General features: G+C 39.9%; 16 protein-coding genes. 15 read left to right on the top strand and 1 reads right to left on the bottom strand.

The genetic code is table 11. The features are described from left to right. Window positions 1-6: 6 nt before the first annotated feature. Genes H4J46_RS12175 through H4J46_RS12165 form a run of 3 tightly spaced genes read left to right on the top strand, consistent with a single transcriptional unit; the run spans window position 7 to window position 5,499 of the window. Entirely contained in the window at window positions 7-3,624 is a 3,618-nt protein-coding gene (locus H4J46_RS12175; RefSeq protein WP_182233771.1) for a hypothetical protein, read from the top strand. Then, window positions 3,621-3,827: a DUF1289 domain-containing protein gene (locus tag H4J46_RS12170; protein WP_182233770.1), complete on the top strand. Its 207-nt coding sequence runs from the start codon at window positions 3,621-3,623 to the stop codon at window positions 3,825-3,827. The genes H4J46_RS12175 and H4J46_RS12170 overlap by 4 nt, the downstream gene beginning before the upstream one ends. 31 nt (window positions 3,828-3,858) lie before the next feature. Continuing rightward, window positions 3,859-5,499 (top strand): response regulator, encoded by a 1,641-nt coding sequence (locus H4J46_RS12165; protein WP_182233769.1) that lies wholly within the window; start codon window positions 3,859-3,861, stop codon window positions 5,497-5,499. 168 nt (window positions 5,500-5,667) lie between these two features. On the opposite strand, the gene queG is transcribed toward H4J46_RS12165, so the two are convergent. After that, complete coding sequence (gene queG / locus H4J46_RS12160; protein WP_182233768.1) at window positions 5,668-6,813, bottom strand: tRNA epoxyqueuosine(34) reductase QueG; 1,146 nt, start codon at window positions 6,811-6,813, stop codon at window positions 5,668-5,670. Window positions 6,814-6,851: 38 nt separating this feature from the next. Between queG and H4J46_RS17535 the strand changes: the two genes are divergently transcribed. The 12 genes from H4J46_RS17535 (at window position 6,852) to H4J46_RS12100 (ending at window position 20,553) form a co-directional block, all read left to right on the top strand. Next, window positions 6,852-8,378, top strand: coding sequence for an NAD(P)H-hydrate dehydratase (locus H4J46_RS17535; protein ID WP_182233767.1), 1,527 nt, complete (start codon window positions 6,852-6,854; stop codon window positions 8,376-8,378). Between the two features lie 16 nt (window positions 8,379-8,394). After that, entirely contained in the window at window positions 8,395-8,880 is a 486-nt protein-coding gene (tsaE, locus tag H4J46_RS12150) for a tRNA (adenosine(37)-N6)-threonylcarbamoyltransferase complex ATPase subunit type 1 TsaE (RefSeq protein WP_220463022.1), read from the top strand. A 97-nt stretch (window positions 8,881-8,977) separates the two neighbouring features. Next, window positions 8,978-10,297 carry an N-acetylmuramoyl-L-alanine amidase gene (locus H4J46_RS12145; RefSeq protein WP_182233765.1) on the top strand — a complete coding sequence of 440 codons (1,320 nt, stop codon included), beginning with the start codon at window positions 8,978-8,980 and terminating at the stop codon, window positions 10,295-10,297. A 7-nt stretch (window positions 10,298-10,304) separates the two neighbouring features. After that, window positions 10,305-12,287 (top strand): DNA mismatch repair endonuclease MutL, encoded by a 1,983-nt coding sequence (mutL, locus tag H4J46_RS12140; protein WP_182233764.1) that lies wholly within the window; start codon window positions 10,305-10,307, stop codon window positions 12,285-12,287. Continuing rightward, window positions 12,284-13,240, top strand: coding sequence for a tRNA (adenosine(37)-N6)-dimethylallyltransferase MiaA (gene miaA / locus H4J46_RS12135; protein ID WP_220463021.1), 957 nt, complete (start codon window positions 12,284-12,286; stop codon window positions 13,238-13,240). The genes mutL and miaA overlap by 4 nt, the downstream gene beginning before the upstream one ends. A 131-nt stretch (window positions 13,241-13,371) precedes the next feature. Then, window positions 13,372-13,620: an RNA chaperone Hfq gene (gene hfq, locus H4J46_RS12130; protein WP_182233763.1), complete on the top strand. Its 249-nt coding sequence runs from the start codon at window positions 13,372-13,374 to the stop codon at window positions 13,618-13,620. Window positions 13,621-13,653: 33 nt separating this feature from the next. Further along, the gene (hflX, locus tag H4J46_RS12125) at window positions 13,654-14,940 is read left to right on the top strand and encodes a ribosome rescue GTPase HflX (protein WP_182233762.1); all 1,287 of its coding nucleotides are present in this window, start codon (window positions 13,654-13,656) and stop codon (window positions 14,938-14,940) included. A gap of 66 nt (window positions 14,941-15,006) precedes the next feature. Further along, window positions 15,007-16,152 carry an FtsH protease activity modulator HflK gene (hflK, locus tag H4J46_RS12120; protein ID WP_182233761.1) on the top strand — a complete coding sequence of 382 codons (1,146 nt, stop codon included), beginning with the start codon at window positions 15,007-15,009 and terminating at the stop codon, window positions 16,150-16,152. A 3-nt stretch (window positions 16,153-16,155) separates the two neighbouring features. Further along, the gene (gene hflC / locus H4J46_RS12115) at window positions 16,156-17,040 is read left to right on the top strand and encodes a protease modulator HflC (protein WP_182233760.1); all 885 of its coding nucleotides are present in this window, start codon (window positions 16,156-16,158) and stop codon (window positions 17,038-17,040) included. 129 nt (window positions 17,041-17,169) lie between these two features. After that, a complete protein-coding gene (locus H4J46_RS12110; protein WP_182233759.1) occupies window positions 17,170-17,355 on the top strand; it encodes a DUF2065 domain-containing protein in 186 nt (61 codons plus the stop codon). 126 nt (window positions 17,356-17,481) lie between these two features. After that, entirely contained in the window at window positions 17,482-18,780 is a 1,299-nt protein-coding gene (locus tag H4J46_RS12105; RefSeq protein ID WP_182233758.1) for an adenylosuccinate synthase, read from the top strand. A gap of 531 nt (window positions 18,781-19,311) precedes the next feature. Next, on the top strand, window positions 19,312-20,553 hold the full coding sequence (locus H4J46_RS12100) for a malic enzyme-like NAD(P)-binding protein (RefSeq protein ID WP_182233757.1): 1,242 nt from the start codon (window positions 19,312-19,314) through the stop codon (window positions 20,551-20,553). Window positions 20,554-20,564 lie beyond the last annotated feature (11 nt).

Raw genomic sequence — 20,564 nt, 5'->3', positions numbered from 1 at the left:
CCAAGCATGGATTCAACACTGCCGCTATATCGTCAGCTTAGTCGCCAATTTTTTTTATTGGCTTTGAGCTTTTCCTTACTTTTTTTGCTGGGGTTTTGGTTGTACTTTCAATCAGAACAAGATTTAGCGCTAGTTAAATATCAACAATTGCCGGCCCTTGAACAGCAGCATCAACGACAATTGTTGTTAATTAAAAATAATCGCTTACTCAATGATTTGCTCGACAGTAAGTCGGCGCTAAAATTTGATGAAAGCTATCAAATGCTGAGTGAAAACTTAAAAAAAATTTCTGCGTTAAGTCAAAACAATAAGTGGTTATTAGCGCAGTTAACTCAGCGTTTAAAGACGCAGGCAGAAAATGTCACGCGCTTAACTGAAAGTACTCGACGAAACCTTCAACTTAAAGATAGTGTTATTATTCAATTGCTCTTAGTGACGGATAGTTTATCTCATTTAATCGCCGAGCAAATAAGTCAGCAAAATGACTTATATCGTCAAATCAGCCAAAACAACTTAACCCAGAAGGTAATTAGCGTACGGGCGAAGGCATTAAGTAACTTAGTAAATAGCTTAAATATTAATCGTGAGTTGCATCAAGGTATCATGGACACTTTAGTGATGTTTAACCAACTTGATTTACAGTATGATTTAGTCGAATTTAGTTATATTCAGCAAGAGATTCAACGCGATATAATTCGTTGGCTGGCAAATGCCAGTAATGTGATGAATAAAAATTTAAATGAAAAAGGCTTGGTTGAACAAATATCAGTGCTTAATACCCTGCTGTTTAGTGAGCAAAACACTTTTGCAAAGTGGCGTGGTCAATTACGCAGGGTAGATGACTTGAAAGCTGAACTAATAAAACAGAAAGCTGAGCTAATACCCTTACTTGATAATACAATTGTCGTGCAACCCATTAAACCATCGCTTATCAAACAACAGTTCTTCGCATGGTTGGTAAAAGCTAATATTGACGTGCAGCCTAAGCATTACACTTGGCTTATTACCGGTGTTTTTCTTTTACTCAGCCTGATTTTTATCAGTTTACTTTTCAGTTTACGAAGAAAAATTAAATACTTTGGTAGACAAAGTGTCGCTGTCGTTAAAGAGTTTGTGACTACAGGTAACGTGGTAGCAAAAATACCTGGGCTTGAAGTCACAGCAACGCTTAATGCTATTAAGCAACTGTCTCAACCTTTACATCGTGAAGCCGACTTCAGACAACAGCAGCAAGAATACCAAACGCAAATAGTATTTATGTCTCGTCATAGTGGGGTTGTTTTTTGGCAAATGCCTTTGCGGTCAGAAAAGCAACAACAATTGTCAGCCTTATTCGGTGTTAACGTTAACATTCAACATTGGCGTCAGTGCTTTAGTCGGGCAGATGTTCGGGCTATTTTGTCTCTTGCGCGACACGCCAAAAAACATCAGAGTGTTGAAAAAATTTCGTTAATGAGCAATCAAGAAAAAGCCCTGGCTTTAACGCTTGAATATATTGGTGGCCTGTGGTGTGGCAGTTTAGCTAATGCAGAAGAACATCAAGTGCTTAAAGATAGTAATGCACAGTTACAACAACAACTTAAACAGCAAAACCAAGCAGATAAACTCGCTATTATTACCCGTAGCGACAAAGCGTCAGAGCTAGTGAATAGCGTAATGCTACAAAGGCAGTTAGTGTCCATCACTCAGGGTGACGAACAACTTGCCTACCAGCAATTACGTCAATTAGCGCGCTGGGGTGAACAACAAAAAACCTGTGCCCAATTACGTCTAAACGACTTTGTCTTGACCTTATCTAGGGTAACACTTGCTAATGAAATGCATACAGTTTTAGCTAATGTGAGTTTGGCTGTAGCGCAAAGTAACAACTGCATTTATTTGCATATGGCAGAGAATTTAGCCTCTTCGGTGACACTTGAAAGTGAATTTTTTCAGGCCATGATAGCAACAATATGTCATAAGATACTGACGGAGCAGCGGGGTGCTGAGCTTGATATTGCTTTGCAAGTGATTGACATAAATAGCGGCCAACAAACTGTACAGATAAGCTTTTTGCTTAATAAGCCATCTGATGCACAGAGGCTATCTCAGGTGATTAACGAGTTAGTGTTCGATGATGAAATAACGGCAGACTTTACTCATACTACTGAGCATTATTTACGAGATTTGCAGTTGGTTTTTAATGTCAGTAATAAAGCTAGTCAACTGTTAGAATCGGCTGGAAAATTTTCTTTTGAGTGTTCGTTAACCATTGCTGAAGAGTTGAATAAAACTAGCGAAAACCAGCAAATAAATTTAACCAAGTGTGCACTTTTAGTTATTGCTACTGACAAAGTTAGCCGCGAAAGAATTTGTCATCAACTCGGCCACAGCAAAGCTACAGTGGAAACAATGCAAGATTTGTCACTATTTCGTCGCCAAATGAGTATAAAACACCTAATGACGTATCGCTTGGATGTGATTGTTTTATCGCCTGAAGTCTACTTTTCAGATTATGATTTGATCACCCAACACTTGGCGAGTTTACCGGCTAAAATACAACCTAAAATATTAGTTATTCAGCCAGTTAACTGTACTACATTACAACGAGCAGGGTTGTTTTCAGCCAGTAACTTACCTTGGTTTTCCGGTGAGTTAATCACCAATATTATTGCGTTGTTAAGTAATAACAACAAGATTAACTTATTAGTTGAGCCAGAGATTTTCTCACCTTATCGTTTTATACCTAGCCAAGTTGAAGTTTTACTTGGTGTGATCATGGCCAGTAAACACCAAGTTTTACTGAGAATATTGCATTGGCTTGGTTTACAGGTGACTGTGGTTTCTCAACAAGAACAGCTCGAAAACTTATGGCAGTCAGGGCGTTACTTAGTGGCTATTTATGAGTTTTCCAGTTTTAATAGTACTATTAATAATACATTAACTTCTGTTCGTGGCCTGTTTGCTTTGAGCGATAATAAGGATAAGTCAGACGATTTTTTCGATAAATTTAACTTACCAACGTCTTGGCATAGTGGCTATTTAGCTCCAATATTAGATATTCAAAAATTAATTCAGCAATTATCTCCTTGGTTAAAGTCAGCTGCAGGCACGGGTGAAAATCAAGCCATATTAGCCCCACCGCTAAGTAAGCAAGATAATAAGTACACGGCCATACCAAATTCTGTACCTGACAAGAGCAATGTGACTGGTGAGCAAGTATTGAATATGGCGGATATTGAGCAGTCGTTAGACTTCTCTTTTGGCTTTGAGCAAATAAATAAATCAACAGCAGAGGCTTTGGATTTAAACCAATACGCAGAAAATCAAGGCTCTGCTGAGTTAGCCGCTTATATGTTAGATGAATATTTGGTGGACATTAGCACCAATCTCCAAGCGTTAAGCTCGGCACTAGCGGCGCAAGACTACCGCCTCGCTTTAGCGCTGTTACAGTCGTTAACTACCTTAGCTAATGTTATTGCTGCCAGACCTTTATTGGCGCAATGTCGACAGTTAAGTCAATTGCTTAGCCCAAAAGCGTTAAATGCCTCTTTTTCAGTACTAGAAAAAGAGGCATTGCAACGTCAGTTAAATCACCTCAAACTATGTCTATTACAGTTAACTGAATTTGCAGAAGCGATATGAGTGTTCAATACTACCAGTCAAAAGACAAAGTTAAAGATATTGTTAGTCCTTGTGTAAGTCATTGTGGCCTAAATGAGGACGATGTTTGTTTAGGCTGCTTTCGCAATATTGATGAAATTATGACATGGCGCCAGCTTGATGTCGCGGCAAAAAAAGAGGTACTTAACCAGTGCCAACAACGTCAACTACAATATGGAAAGTAGCAGGCTAAGATCATAGCCAGTAAGGTAAATCATGCAAGATGTTGAAAAAAATACCTTAGCGCAACTTGATCAACTTAATGTTTTAGTTATCGACGATAACCTGCTCGTACACAGCGTTTTAAAAACAACCCTATTCGCGCTTGGTATAAAGGAAGTGCGTTGTGTACAAAATGCTTATTATGGTCTTAGGTTGTGCGATGAAATGTATTTTCATATTATTATTTGCGCCTTTAACATTCAAAGCGACAAAGACGGTTTTCACTTATTAGAAGAATTGAAATTTAAAGGCCATGTAACTAAAACTACGGTATTAATATTCCTCAGTACAGAAACCAATGAACCTTTAGTAAACTCTATCATCGAGTTGCAACCCGATGACTTTTGGACAAAACCGTTAGCGATAAAAAAAGTGAGAACCCGCTTCATCGCGATATTAAAGGTCAAGCAAGTACTTTTTAATATCAACAATGCGATAGACAAAAAAGCCTACGCCAAAGCACTTTATTTTGCTGATCGACACCTGCAAAATGAAAAGTTAGCCCATTATCATCCTAATATTAACCGCATTAAAGGTGAGTCATATCTTTCCTTGCTCGAGTTTGAAACAGCAGAAGCTTTTTATCGCCGATTATTTAAAACCTATAAATACTCGTGGGTGTATTTAGGCTATGCGAAATCTTTGTTAAAGCAAGGTCGCTTGGGTGAAATTAGCGATATGATAAACACCTTGATTGATAAGCCAGACACACGTTTTGGTGCCCACGATATGATGGCGCAGTATTTCATCGAACAAGAACAATACCAACAGGCCTATGAAGAAATTAAAAAAGCCATGGCATTGGCACCAAGAAATATTGAACGTAATAGAAAGTCGTGGGATTTAGCCCGCTTAACTCATGATTATAAAGGACAATATGTAGCGACGCGCAACATAGCACAACAAGCGAAAAACTCAATTCATGACTCCCCCGAACTTTTACTGAATGTGATCAGAGCGGGTATTGATCTTGCTTGTGCAACTCCAGATGACAGTGCCAATGAATTATTGCGGCAAACTGATCGTTATATCACACAATTTGAGCATGTCTGCAAAGATGTGAGCCTTTTTAAACAACCACTATTAGTGGTTAAAGCTAGGTTACACAATGTCCGTAATGAACAAGCTAAAGCGATAAAATTAGTTGAAAATCATATGTCGCTTATACCCAGCAAAGTAGTAGAGGATAATTTAGATCGGGTGAAAGTATTGCATGAGTTAGGTATGCGTGAAGAGGCAATAAAATTACTTGAAGCCATCAATAATCAAATTGCTGGTAATTCGTTAAATAGCCAAGTGGTTAGGCATTATATAGCGCAAGAAAGTCAACAGCGTGAAGAGATACACTTTACTGCCAAAGAACTTAACCGCATGGCGGTTGAGCACTTTCATAAGCATCGATTACTACCGGCGTTAAAGGCCATTCAACAAGCATTACAACTGAGTCCAAATAATGTCAAATTACTGTTTAGCCAATTAAAAATATTGATAAAAATTAAGCAAGAAGATCAGGACACACCTGAGCATCGGGTGTCAGTAGAGGGTATTCTCGCTGTACTTTCAACGCTAAATTTTGCGGGTAAAGGCCTGGCAACGCTTAACGAATTAACACTGAAATGGCAAAAATTAAACTAGTGGCAAACGCCATGATTTTACCAATATCACTAATACCCTGAGCATTTCATCAGGGTAAAAAATTTATTACTACGTTATTAAAATAAAAACCATGTATTTTTCTGTTTTTTTAATAAATAAAGCAGACCCGCTAATGAATGAAACGGGTATTATTTAATGCATTAGTTGCTAAGCATCGCGAGGCATACCTTTTTCAACCGAACGAATTAACCGTGCGGTTAAACGTAAATTTTGATCTTTAGTTAAAGCTTGTTGTTTAAGTTTTTGTTGTGATATTGCCCACTCAATATGTTCAGCAACCATAGGGGCTGAGCTTGCTGTTTTTTCTGTTAACGCCTCAATATTAGCTGTTGAGAAGTCGGCATTACCCAGGGCAACAGCGATATTGCGCTGCCAACACTGAAAGCCAATACGACGAATAGGTGAGCCTTCAGTTTTACTTAAAAATGTTGCTTCATCCCACGAAAACAAAGTTAATAAAGTGATATTGTCTAAGTTTTGTCGAGGTTTAAAATCATCTTCACTGCCAAGCTTGGCAAACTTGTTCCATGGGCAAATTAATTGGCAGTCATCGCAACCATACACTCTATTGCCAATTAAAGGCCTAAACTCTACGGGTATGGCGTCACGTAATTCTATCGTTAGATAGGATATACAGCGTCTTGCATCGACCACATAAGGTTCAACTATGGCTTGAGTTGGGCAAATTTTGATACAAGACACACAACTACCACAGTGATTTTCTGCCTTAGTATCACTAATTAGCGGTATATCAACCAAGAGCTCGCCGATAAAAAACCAAGAGCCCGCTTGCTTGTTAATCAGTAATGAATGTTTACCCACCCACCCTAAACCTGCTTTCTCAGCCAGAGGTCTTTCAAGTATTGGCGCAGAATCAACAAAAGGGCGATAATTAAAGTTGTTACAATGGGTTTTAATGATCTCACCTAATTGCTTTAGGCGTTTACGCATTAATTTGTGATAATCGCGACCTAAGGCATATCGGCTGATATAAGCATGATCGCGGTTTTTTAAAGTGCGGGCAAATTTCGCATCAGTAGGCAAATAATCCATGCGCACGCTAATAACATTCAGGGTGCCGGCAACTAATTCCTTAGCTCTGGCACGCATTAAGCCATGGCGGGCCATATAATCCATAGTGCCGTGATAGTTATTGTCTAGCCAACGGGTTAACGCGGCCTCGTGTTCAGATAAGTCGACATTGCTAATACCTACTTGTGAAAAGCCAAGTTCTTGGCCCCAAAGCTTGATTTTTTCTGTTAAATCTTGATAGTTAAGAGCAGGTGTAGTCATGGCAGCCGAATTTTCAAACAATAAAGGTGGTACTAAAAGTGTCAAATAGTTTAACACATCATGCTTATAAGGTTAATCAACTACAACGCTTTGAGGCTGACGCAGCACAAGCTGTTGGTATCGATCTATTTCAGCTGATGGAACGAGCAGGCCGTGCGGTGTTAAGTCAAATACAGCAACATTTCCCTACCGCGATTAAGCTCCTTATTGTGTGCGGTAAAGGCAATAATGGTGGCGATGGTTATATTGTTGCCAGATTAGCCTATCAAGCCGGTCTAGCTGTCACTGTACTGGTTAATGCTGAGCGTGAATCTATTACTGGCGATGCACAACAAGCGCTAACCTTACTTACCGCGCTGCCAATAAAAATTGATTTTTGCCCACAAAGTGAGGCAATGGAAACCCTTGTAGCTGGGTTTCAAGGAGGTGTTATTGTTGACTGCTTATTTGGTATTGGTTTCAGTGGAGTACTATCTCCATCCCTTGTCGACTTGATTACTCAGATAAATAACCAGCCATGCCCACGGGTGTCGGTTGACGTGCCATCAGGACTTAATGCTGACCTAGGTATAGTATCAAGTGTTGCGGTCAAGGCCGATTTAACGGTGACATTAATAGCCTATAAGCAAGGTTTATTGACTGGGCAAGCGGCAAACTATGTCGGTAATTTAGAGCTTGAAACGCTAGGCGTAAATCGGGCGTTAGCTGCGTTAACCTCATCAGTATGTTTTCGCCAAAGTGAGAAAAACTTACCGGTTATGTTACCCAGAGCCCCTTGCAGCCATAAAGGTAATATTGGCATGTTGCTAGCGGTTGGTGGTTTTCACACCTTTACCGGCGCTATTTGTTTGGCTGCAGAGGCGGCTTTGCGAACGGGTGCTGCACTAGTCGGTGTTTGTTGTCACGAAAAGTCACGTAACACTTTACTGACCAGACAAGCAGAGCTAATGTTAGTGGCAAATTCAGCCGAAAGCTTAAACCGTTCAGCGCTACTAAAAAAAATAAAAGTCATTATACTTGGGCCTGGCTTAGGGCAAGAGCTATGGTCAAAAGCGTTATTTAAGTTGGTAATTAAGCGGCCTGAGCCAAAAGTAGTTGATGCTGATGCCTTAAGGTTACTTGGCAAAAGTTCATTAAAAAGTGCTCAATGGGTATTAACACCGCATTCCGGTGAAGCGGCGGCTTTGTTATCATGCTCGATTACTGAGGTTGAAGCGGACCGATTTTCAGCGGTAAAAAAAATAGCGCAACAATATGGCGGCGTATGTGTGTTAAAAGGCGCAGGTACACTGGTATCTGATGGCGATATTGTTTGGGTCAATAGTACGGGGAATTCAGGCATGGCCAGTGGTGGTATGGGTGATGTGCTCAGTGGTATTATTGGCGCACTAATCTTACAAAGTAAGGATTTATTTGCCGCAGCCCGCTTAGGTGTCTATATTCATGGTCGTGCAGCTGATATTATTGCCCTAAAGCACGGACGAATAGGGTTACTTGCGAGTGATCTATACCCCGAAATTCAGTGGCTAATTAATGGTAATTGCGCTGCAGATAAGATACTTTAGAAGTAATAACAATACGATGAATAATTTTGTGACAAAAAAAAACTTTATATTGGCCGATGAATTGGCAACAATCACCTTGGGTAAACAATTAGCTGATATTGTAAAAGCAGAGTTAAAACAAGGGATTATTGTTTACTTAAATGGTGATCTTGGTGCCGGTAAAACCACCTTAACACGAGGTTTTGTGCAAGGAATGGGGCATGTCGGTAATGTTAAAAGCCCAACGTATACCTTAGTTGAACCCTATGACTTAGCAGACTGGCAAGTGTATCATTTTGACTTATACCGGCTAGCTGACCCTGAAGAATTAGAGTATATGGGCATTCGAGATTACTTTAATAGCCAGTGTTGTAGCTTTATAGAATGGCCCGAAAAAGGTCAGGGCATGTTACCAGAGCCAGATATGATTATAAACTTAGCTTATCATGAAGAGCAGCGTCAAGTTTCACTCTCGGCTAAAACAGCTTTAGGTACACACTTACTGTCAATTTTAGCGCCGTAGCGCGCTTTATTGAACACAGGCAGTTCCAGCGCAGTGTAATAAGAAAAGTAACCGCTAAAAAAGGCTCTTGAAAGGCCCGTAAAAGGTAATTAATTCAATGCGTTTAGCCATTTTTTCAACAAAAATCATAGTCATACTTATGCTCTGTCTAGGCTTAGCAAGTATTGCTAACGCGGGCAACAGTATTGACAGTGTGCGGGTCTGGCCTGCGCCTGAAAATACCCGTATTGTTTTTGATCTTAGTAAACAACCTGATTTTAAATACTTTTCATTACAATCGCCTCAACGCTTAGTGATTGATTTTAAAAATAGTAAAAACTATGTCGATTTAATGTCGGTGATAAAAGCTGACCGTCGCGTGAAAAAAATTCGTACCAGTCGCTCAAAACAGCAAGGAACAACTCGCTTAGTACTTGAATTAGCGGATAACTTTCGTATCTCGATATTTCCACTGGCGCCTGCGGGGCAATATGGTGACCGGCTGGTTATTGATCTCTACGATAAACAAAGTCAGAGCATTGCACAACACGACAATAGCAAAGGTAAACGCGATATCGTGATTGCTATTGTTGCCGGTCATGGTGGTGAAGATCCAGGTTCTATAGGTGCTGCAGGAACTTATGAAAAACGTATAACCTTAAAGATAGCCCAAAAGCTCGCTAATTTAATTAACAAAAAATCAGGTCTAAAAGCGGTGATGATCCGCAGTGGTGACTATTACGTTAACCATGATCGTAAAACTGAATTAGCCAGAAAATCTAAGGCTGATCTGCTTATTTCTATTCACGCTGACGCCTTTACGTCATCACAGCCCAACGGCGCTTCAGTGTTAGTACAAGCTACGCGTCGTGCTGATTCAGAATTTAGCCACTGGATTCAAAACCGAGAAAAAAATTCTGAACTACTAGGTGGTGCAGGTGAAACTATTAGAAAAACCAAGGATAACAACTTAGCGATAGCACTGGGTGATATGAAGAAAGAATATACTATGGCAAGCAGTTATGATTTTGCTGAACATGTGGTTAAGCAGCTTAAGAAAGTCACAAGGCTACATAAGCATAAGCCAGAACGTTTAAGCTTAGCGGTATTAAAATCTTCTGATATTCCGTCAGTATTAATTGAAACTGGTTTTATTTCTAATCCACAGGAAGAAAGACGTTTAAATAATGCCAATCATCAGTATAAGTTGGCTAAGGCAATATATATTGCTGTAGATGACTATTTCTCTGGCAATCCACCTGATGGCACATTAATCGCTGCGACACGATTTCGTGAACATAAGGTCAGCCGCGGTGAATCGCTTTCTGTAGTTGCTGAGCGTTATAAAGTATCCGTTAGAAAATTAAAATCTGCCAATAATCTTAAATCTAATTTGGTTAGAATTGGCCAAACACTCAAAATACCACAGGCAGATTAACCTTCGCATGACCATTGCCATATTACCCGCTCGTCTCGCCAACCAAATTGCCGCCGGTGAAGTCGTTGAACGTCCAGCCTCTGTGGTTAAAGAACTGGTAGAAAATAGTATCGATGCTGGCGCGACAAGCATTAAAATAGACATTGAAAAAGGCGGCGCCAAGCGGATTCGCATTATCGACAACGGCAAGGGTATTGCTAAAGCAGAGTTAGCGTTAGCGCTGAGCCGACATGCCACCAGTAAAATTAAAGACCTTGATGATCTTGAAGCCATTAGTAGTTTGGGCTTTCGTGGAGAGGCATTAGCCAGTATTAGTTCTGTCGCCCGGTTAACTTTAACCTCTAAGCCTGAAGCACAAGCGTCAGCGTGGCAAGCGAATGCGGAAGGGCGTGACATGGTGGTGTCAATCAAGCCTGCTGCTCACCCAAATGGTACGACAATTGATGTGAGCGACTTATTTTTTAACACGCCAGCAAGACGAAAATTTTTACGTACAGAAAAAACAGAGTTTGCTCATATTGAAGAAGTGATTAAACGCATTGCTTTGGCAAATTTTGCTATTACTTTTGTTCTTACCCATAACCATAAAGTGGTTAAACAATTTCGCATCGCTAATTCATCGATACAGCGCAGTAAAAGGGTTGCACAAGTTTGTGGACAAAAATTTATTGATCATGCGATAGAAATTAATTGCGAACATGATGGCCTAAATTTACAGGGTTGGATTGCCCAACCAAGTTATTATCGTAACCAAAATGATCTTACTTACAGTTATGTTAATAATCGTATGATGCGCGATAAGTTAATTAATCATGCTATTCGTCAAGCTTATGCTGATTTATTGCCCAGTGATAGCTACCCTGCATTTGTCTTGTTTCTACAACTCGATTTTTGTGAAGTTGACGTCAATGTTCATCCGTCCAAACATGAAGTACGTTTTCATCAAGGGCGTTATGTGCATGATTTTATTTATTCGGTTTGTAATCGTGCCTTAACCCATGAGTTACCGCTCAAGGTTGACAATAGTACCGGCGAAATTCTAACGCCTGATAACGGGGTTCAAAGCCATCAGCAAGCTGAGATTCAAGCCTCTAGCTTTATTACCCCTTTACGGGCAAGTACTGATAGTGATCTGCAAAGTAATACTTTAGCTAGAGATCAGGCTGCAAGCCAAAAAGCCGAATATACCGGTGATAACACAGACCAGCGAATTAGCAGCAATTCTTCTCAAGCTAACGCGCGACATTATTCGACAAAAATAAATCCTCAAGCGAGTAAAGCCTACAGTGATTTAATGACACCGTTAGCGCTTAATTCACAGGTAACTGAGCCTGAACTACCAGCCATAACGACTGAGTTAGCGTCAACAGTCGCCATGCCAATATTGGTAAATACTGCATCATCAACGCAAGACGAAATGACAGATGCGACAAAAATTTTATTCTGGCAGGCACCACATTATCTTGTTATTCAACAACGCCAGGCGTTACGTTTATTATCAGTGAACAAGCTCGAACACTTGTTACGGCTGCAAGTCATCCAGCAACGTTGGCATGAAAAATTGGTGAGCCAGCCGTTATTACTGCCAATAAAAATTAAGGTCAGTGAAAAAGTAGCTAAATTTGTGCAAATAAATGAAAAACAATTTCAGCATATGGGTATGGAAATTCGCCAGTTACAGACCAGCACATTACAAATTCGACAATTTCCTGCTTTGCTAAGAAATAAAGATATAGCTTATAGTTTTGATAAGCTAATTAAACAGTTAGACGTTGAAAATCAAGAAGGTGTCTACGCTGAAATTGATTGGCAAATGGCATTGGCTAGCCTTATGCTAAGCGAAGAATGTACGCAAGCACAGGCATTACAGGTGTGGCGAAATGCTGAAAGTGATTTTAATTGTCAATTTGAACAGCAACTACGCTTGAATTCGGTCGCCATAGACCTCACATCTTCTATAAATGAGTTAGATAAAATATTACCGAAATGACTAAGCTGGCAAACCAAGAGCATATTGACGATAAACAGCCACCCGTTATTTGTTTAATGGGGCCCACAGCCTCAGGTAAAACTGCTCTAGCAATGGCATTATATGATGTACTACCCTGTGACATTATTAGTGTTGATTCAGCGTTAGTTTTTAAAGGTATGGACATTGGTACGGCGAAACCAACAGCGGATGAATTAGCTGCTTATCCACATCAATTGATCGATATTAAAGATCCCAGTGAAAGTTATTCTGCCGCTGATTTTTGTCAAGACGCGCTTAAGGCCATTGCAAAAAGTCGAGAAAATGGTCGGATTCCTTTATTGGTTGGCGGTACTATGATGTACTTTAAAAGTTTGATTGATGGTATTTCGCCATTGCCTCAAGCTGACCAAAATATTAGAGATGTAATAGCGTTAGAAGCGGCTGAAAAAGGTTGGTTTGCTATGCACGAAGAGTTACATAGTTTTGACCCTGTTTCAGCAGAGCGCATTCATCCAAATGATCCGCAGCGACTTGCAAGAGCGATAGAAGTTTATCGAAAAACAGGTAACACTTTGACACAATTGACCGAAATAAAAGGTGATAAAGTCAACGGAAATATTTTACAATTTGCGATAGCACCGAAAGAGCGTAGTGACTTGCATGCACGGATAGAGTTACGCTTTACGCAAATGATAGCACAAGGCTTTGAACAAGAAGTTACCGGCTTGAAAGAAAGGGCTGATTTGGATCTTGACTTGCCGGCTATTCGTTGTGTTGGCTACAGACAAATGTGGCAACATTTAGCGGGTGACTATGATCACGATGAGATGGTTTTCAGAGGTGTCTGTGCAACACGTCAGTTAGCAAAAAGACAGTTAACCTGGTTACGGAATTGGCAAAACTTACAGTGGTTACATATGGATGATGAAAATAACTTAAAAGTTATTTTATCGGCAGTAAGCAAACTTTAAACATTGATGTATAATTAAAACGGCTGTGTATTAACTAGCTAGTTTTATTGAATAATTTTAATAAAGTATTTTTAATAAAATATTCAAATAGAATATTTAACTTTCACCAAAAATAAAAAAGGTACCTAATAATGGCAAAGGGGCAATCTTTACAAGACCCATTTTTGAATGCGTTACGTCGTGATCGTATTCCTGTAGCAATTTACTTGGTTAATGGCATTAAACTACAAGGGCAAGTAGAGTCATTCGATCAGTTTGTAATTTTACTTAAAAATACCGTTAGTCAAATGGTGTATAAGCACGCTATATCAACGGTAGTGCCGGCTAGAGCTGTAACTAGTATGCCAGTCCCACAAATAAATCAGGACATAGAAGATTGATGCAAAAAGCTAGTATTGTATTGAGTTGCTCATTTGTTTGATAGATATCAGGCAGGTGAGCGGGCTATACTTGTTCATTTAGATTTTCCCGACGATAATACCCGTGAAGACTTACAAGAATTTGAAATGCTTGCAAGTTCTGCCGGTATAAGTGCGTTAAATACCATCACAGGTAAACGCGCTACCCCGCACCCGAAATATTTTGTTGGTACTGGTAAAGTAGAAGAAGTGGCTGATGCTGTGCGTATGTTCGATGCGAATATTGTCTTGTTTAATCATAGTTTATCGCCATCTCAAGAAAAAAATATTGAAGCCTTGTGTCAATGTCGTGTGGTTGATCGTACGACGCTAATTTTAGATATTTTTGCCCAACGAGCTCGAACTCACGAAGGTAAATTACAAGTAGAATTAGCACAGTTACGCCATATGAGTACACGATTAATTCGCGGTTGGACTCACTTAGAGCGCCAAAAAGGTGGTATTGGTTTACGTGGGCCAGGCGAAACTCAGTTGGAAACAGATAGGCGCTTATTACGTGAGCGCATGGTCAACATTCGTAAACGCTTGGGGAAAGTTGAAAAGCAAAGGCAACAGGGGCGTCGGGCGAGAACTAGAGCTGAAATCCCAACACTTTCTTTAGTGGGTTATACCAATGCCGGCAAATCAACATTATTTAATCAAATAACCCAGGCAGGTGTGTACGCGGCCGATCAATTGTTTGCCACTTTAGACCCAACTCTGCGCAAAATTGAAGTGGATGAAGTCGGCCGTGTCATTTTGGCCGATACCGTAGGATTTATACGTCATCTACCCCATGATTTAGTGGCCGCATTTAAAGCGACGTTAACTGAAACAAGAGAAGCAGAGTTGTTGCTGCACATTATTGACATTGCTGATGAACGACGTAGCGAAAATATTGAACAAGTAGAAGAAGTTTTAAAAGAGATAGAAGCGGGCGATGTTCCACAACTATTGATTTGTAATAAAATAGACCAGTTAGATGATGTTGAACCCAGAATTGATCGTGATGATCAAGGGCTACCTATTCGTGTTTGGCTGTCAGCCCAGAAAGGCATTGGCATTGAGCTCTTATTTCAAGCACTGTCAGAACGATTAGGTAAACAAATCATTAAACACTTGCTCTGTTTACCGCCTAGTGCCGGTAAACTTCGCGGTCAACTTTACCAGTTAAATTGTATTACTAATGAGCATTATGACGAGAAAGGTAATTGTTTATTAGATATAAAATTACCGGTGAGAGAATGGAATCAGTTACTAAAACAAGACGAAGCAGAAATAGAGCACTTTATTCACACTTAACAGACTGCTATATTAGCGTGGTTAATATAGCAGTTAGCGCATTAATTTTTTATAGCGGAGAATAGCATGGCTTGGAATGAACCGGGGAATAATGAGAAAGACCCCTGGAAAAACAAAGGTGGCAAAAATCAAGGCCCACCTGACTTAGATGATTTATTAAAGGATATCGGCAATAAATTTGGCGGTCTTTTCGGTGGCAACAAATCAGGAGGCGGTGCAGGGAAAAACTTTTCTAGTATCGGCATCATGGTAGTGCTTATTGTGGCGATTTTGGGCTATGCCTTCGCTGGCTTTTTTACCATTAAAGAAGCTGAAAAAGGTATCGTCTTACGCTTTGGTCAGTATGCTGGCACGGTAGAACCTGGTTTACGTTGGAAGTGGACGTTCGCTGAACGTATTATTCCAGTTGATATGCAAACCACGCGTAACCTTCCTTCTTCAGGCTTTATGCTAACAAAAGATGAGAATGTTGTTCGTGTTGAAATGCAAATTCAATATCGTGTGGTTAATGCACGTAATTATATTTTCAGCGTTACTAATGCCGATGAAAGCTTAAGTGAATCGCTTGATAGTGCTTTGCGTTATGTGGTCGGTCACTCAAAAATGGATGACATTTTGACCAGTGGTCGTGAAGCTGTGCGCCAAGCGGTATGGAAAGAGTTAGAAGAAATTATTGAACCTTATAATTTAGGTTTGATTGTTGTCGATGTTAACTTCAAGGACGCTCGTCCTCCTGAAGAAGTCAAAGACGCTTTTGATGACGCCATTGCTGCACAAGAAGATGAAGTGCGTTTCTTACGTGAAGCGGAGGCGTATGCAAGAGGCATTGAACCTCGTGCTCGTGGTCGTGTTAAGCGTTTAGAACAAGAAGCATTCGCTTATAAAGCGCAGATACTACTTGATGCAGAAGGTGACGTTGCTCGTTTCAACAAGTTATTACCTGAATATCAAGCAGCACCTGAAGTTACACGTCAGCGTATGTATTTAACGTCGATGGAAAAAGTTTATAGCAACACCAGTAAAGTAATGGTTGATGTTGACGGCGGCAATAACATGATTTATCTACCACTAGATAAAATTATGCAACAGCAGTCTAGTAGTCAACGTGCTACGCAACAATCAGCACCGGCGATAAACCAGTCGTCAAATAGTACTAATACTGCACCAGCATTATCCGGTCGTAATGATCGTTTCAATAATGGGAGAGACTAAGCCATGAAGAATTTTATATTGGCAATTATTGCCTTAATACTTGTGCTAACAGTTTCGTCTGTTTTTGTTGTGACTGAAGGCCAACGTGGCATAGTTTTCCAGTTCTCAAAAATTACGCGTGACAGTGATACCGGCGACATGAAAGTTTATGAGCCAGGTTTACACTTTAAATTTCCATTTATTAACACAGTACGTAAACTTGATGCGCGTATACAAACCTTGGACGAAGAGCCAGATCGTTTTGTAACATCTGAGAAGAAAGATTTAATGGTCGACTCATTTGTTAAATGGCGTATTGTTAACTTTTCAACCTATTATTTACGTACTACAGGTTCAATTGAGAACGCTCGTGCGTTATTGAAACAGAAAGTAAATAATGGCTTACGTACCGAGATTGGTACACGTACGATTAAAGAAATTGTTTCTGGTGATCGAGATGACATCATGGCCCAAGCATTAGAAAGTGCTACAAGTAGCCGTGAAGATTTAGGTATTGAAGTGATTGATGTTCGCATCAAAGCTATTAACTTACCTACAGAGGTCAGTAATTCAATTTACGAACGTATGCGTGCTGAACGTACCGCTGTGGCGAAAGAACATCGCTCACAAGGTCAAGAGCAAGCTGAAATCATTCGTGCCACTATTGATGCTAAAGTAACTGTTATGTTAGCAACAGCACAGAAGAATGCACAAGAAGTTCGTGGTGAAGGTGATGCCCTAGCAGCGAAAGTGTATGCAGACTCTTACACCCAAGACGCTGAGTTTTATAACTTCTTCCGTAGTTTAGAAGCTTATGAAAACAGTTTTAGTTCTAAGAGTGATATTTTAATTGTTAAACCTGACAGTGACTTCTTTAATTACCTAAAGAATGGTAAAAAAACTAATTAGTACCTAAGGTTAAATAGTGATTTAAAAGCCATGACATTGTCATGGCTTTTGTGTTTCTATCACTTAAAAAATGCACTCAAAGCGTCTTAAATTTGGTTTTGATTGTATTGGTTTAGATAAGGGATTTATATGCTGTCTACGTTACTCATGGCACTAGCTATTGCGTTAATTATTGAAGGAGTGATTCCAGCACTATTTCCGAATAAATGGCGAGCCTATGTCTTAAAATTAGCTAATGAACCGGTTAATACTATTCGTCAAATAGGTTTATTTTTGCTGTTAATCGGTATTATGCTGCTTTGGACGGTAAATTAATTCCTTTGCTAACTCTGCACTACCACTGGTTTTTTTAATAACGCATTAAAATTCAACAATTATTGCTTGGACTCAATATTGATATTTGATAGAATCCTCGCCTAATTTTCTTACCAAAATGTGAACATGGGTAAAAACGTCGTAGTTCTAGGCACCCAATGGGGTGACGAAGGTAAAGGTAAAGTCGTCGACTTACTTACTGATAAAGCCAAATATGTAGTGCGCTATCAAGGTGGCCACAATGCGGGTCATACACTAGTCATTGATGGTGAAAAAACCGTTTTACATCTTATTCCATCTGGCGTATTACGTGACAACGTAAAATGTTTAATCGGTAACGGTGTTGTTCTTTGTCCTAAAGCACTTATGACAGAAATGGCCATGTTAGAAGAACGTGGCGTACCAGTACGTGACCGTCTTTTAATCAGCGATGCATGTCCATTAATTCTTCCTTATCATAACGCATTAGATGCCGCTCGTGAAAAAGCGCGTGGTAGCAAAGCTATCGGTACTACAGGCCGTGGTATTGGTCCAGCTTATGAAGATAAAGCGGCTCGTCGTGGTTTACGTGTCGGTGATTTATTTTGTGCAGAATCATTTGCCGTGAAATTAAAAGAAATTATGGAATACCATAATTTCGTGTTAACGCAATATTACCAAGCTGAACCAGTAAGTTATGAAGAAGTACTTGCTGATGCTATGGCTGTTGCTGACATAATTAAAGGTATGGTTGCTGATATCTCTGAAATGCTAGATCAAGCGCGTAAAGCGGGCGAATCTATTATGTTTGAAGGGGCACAAGGTACATTGCTTGATATTGACCACGGAACATACCCGTATGTCACCTCATCAAATACCACAGTTGGTGGCGTTGCTACTGGTAGCGGCTTTGGTCCACTTTACTTAGATTACGTGCTAGGTATTACTAAAGCATACACAACACGTGTTGGTTCGGGTCCTTTCCCAACTGAATTAAATGACGAAGTAGGTAATCACTTAGGCACTGTAGGGCACGAATTTGGTGCAACTACTGGCCGTGAACGTCGTTGTGGTTGGTTTGACGCTGTCGCTATGCATCGTGCGGTGCAAGTTAACAGTATTAGTGGCTTTTGTTTAACTAAGCTTGACGTTTTAGACGGCTTAAAAACATTAAAAATATGTACTGGCTACAAAACAGCTGAAGGCGATATTATTACTGTGCCCCCAACAGCCGCTGAGGGTTACGAAAAAATTACCCCAGTGTATGAAGAAATGCCAGGTTGGAGTGAAACCACTGTTGGTGCCACTTCTATTGACGCTCTACCAGCCAATGCGATTGCTTACATTAAACGTATTGAAGAGATTACTGGCGTACCTATTGATATTATTTCAACTGGCCCAGATCGTATCGAGACCATGATTTTAGTTAATCCGTTTGACGAATAATTAAATTTCATTGAATCGTTTTAAAAAACCACCTTTTAGGTGGTTTTTTTATACCTCCAATTACCTAACTATTCATTCAAGATAAGCTCCCTGTAGTATCTAAAGTGCTATCCTGTTGGATGGCAATTGAAGTAAAGAGGTTAACCAGTTTAGCTTCTGCTAAGAAGTCAGGTTAGAAGAATAGCAGTGAAATTCTGTTATCTATCATGAAATGATACAAAGGTGCTGAGTTTCATAAGTAGAGCAGCGGATTTACACTTAAAGCTTATGATTAAGTTACTTATGGTTTGATTAGCGATTCTAAGCGCTATTTCTCTATGAATAGTTAACAATATATGTTGAATATTTAGCTAAGTTATATGAAATATGAATTTTAAAAGCCTATATTAAATATAGCTTGTAGCGAATTAATATATACAAAATAGCTTGAAATTAGCCAGCGCATTGCAATAACATGTAAACAACAATAATAGTATCGACTCAAGTTAACACATAAAATTAACGTAGTAGACTCACACATTAGGAATAAACATGACAGATCTTCGCCAACAAGCACTTGATTATCACCAATACCCAACGCCGGGCAAAATTAGTGTTGAATTAACGACCCCTGCTGAAACAAGCAAAGATCTCTCACTTGCTTATAGCCCCGGTGTTGCTGAGCCTGTTCGCGCTATTGCTGCAAACCCTGATGACGTTTATAAATATACTGGCAAAGGTAATACCGTTGCTGTTATTACCAACGGTACCGCTATTTTAGGTCTAGGGAACTTAGGGCCAATGGCCTCTAAACCTGTGATGGAAGGAAAAGCGTTATTGTTTAAACGTTTTGCTGGCATTAATTCGTTTGATATTGAAGTTAACCATAAAACCGTTGAAGACTTCATTAATACGGTAGCCAATATTGCTGACAGCTTTGGTGGCATTAACTTAGAAGACATCAAAGCACCTGAATGTTTTGTTATTGAAAAAGCACTCATTGAACGCTGTAAAATACCGGTATTTCATGACGATCAGCATGGTACTGCTATTGTAACGGCAGCAGGAATGATAAATGCGCTAGAAATTCAAGGTAAAGAACTTCGACACGCTAACATTGTTTGTATGGGGGCTGGTGCTGCAGCCATTGCCTGTATGGAATTGTTGATTAAATGCGGCGCACAACGTGAAAAAATTTATATGCTCGACACGAAAGGTGTTATTCACACCCGCCGTGACGATTTAAATGAATATAAAAAATTATTTGCTAACAATACTGATAAGCGCACGCTAGAAGACGCCATCGATGGTGCTGACGTATTTATTGGTGTATCTGGGCCTAACTTATTATTACCGTCACACGTAAAGCTGATGGCCGCTAAGCCAGTGATTTTTGCATGTTCAAACCCAGATCCAGAAATTAAACCTGAACTGGCGTTGGCAACACGCAATGATTTAATTATCGCTACCGGTCGTTCAGACTACCCAAACCAAGTTAACAATGTACTTTGTTTCCCCTTTATTTTCCGTGGCGCTTTAGACGTAAGGGCACGCATCATTAATGACGAAATGAAAATTGCCGCCGTACATGCCATTCGCACCTTAGCAAAAGAGCAAGTGACAGAGGAAGTATTAGCGGCTAGTGGCTGTGACGACTTAAATTTTGGTAGAAATTACATTATTCCAAAACCTATGGACTCACGTTTACGTTCGGCCGTCGCTATTGCGGTTGCACAAGCGGCGGTAGACTCAGGTGTAGCGGCACTCGCAATGCCAGAGAATTACCAAGGCTAACGGCTGCGCTT

The organism is Colwellia sp. MB02u-6 (assembly GCF_014077095.1).
Taxonomy (GTDB): domain Bacteria; phylum Pseudomonadota; class Gammaproteobacteria; order Enterobacterales; family Alteromonadaceae; genus Cognaticolwellia.
The sequence above is the reverse complement of the archived record's forward strand: the minus strand, read 5'-3'. Positions and strand labels throughout refer to the sequence as shown.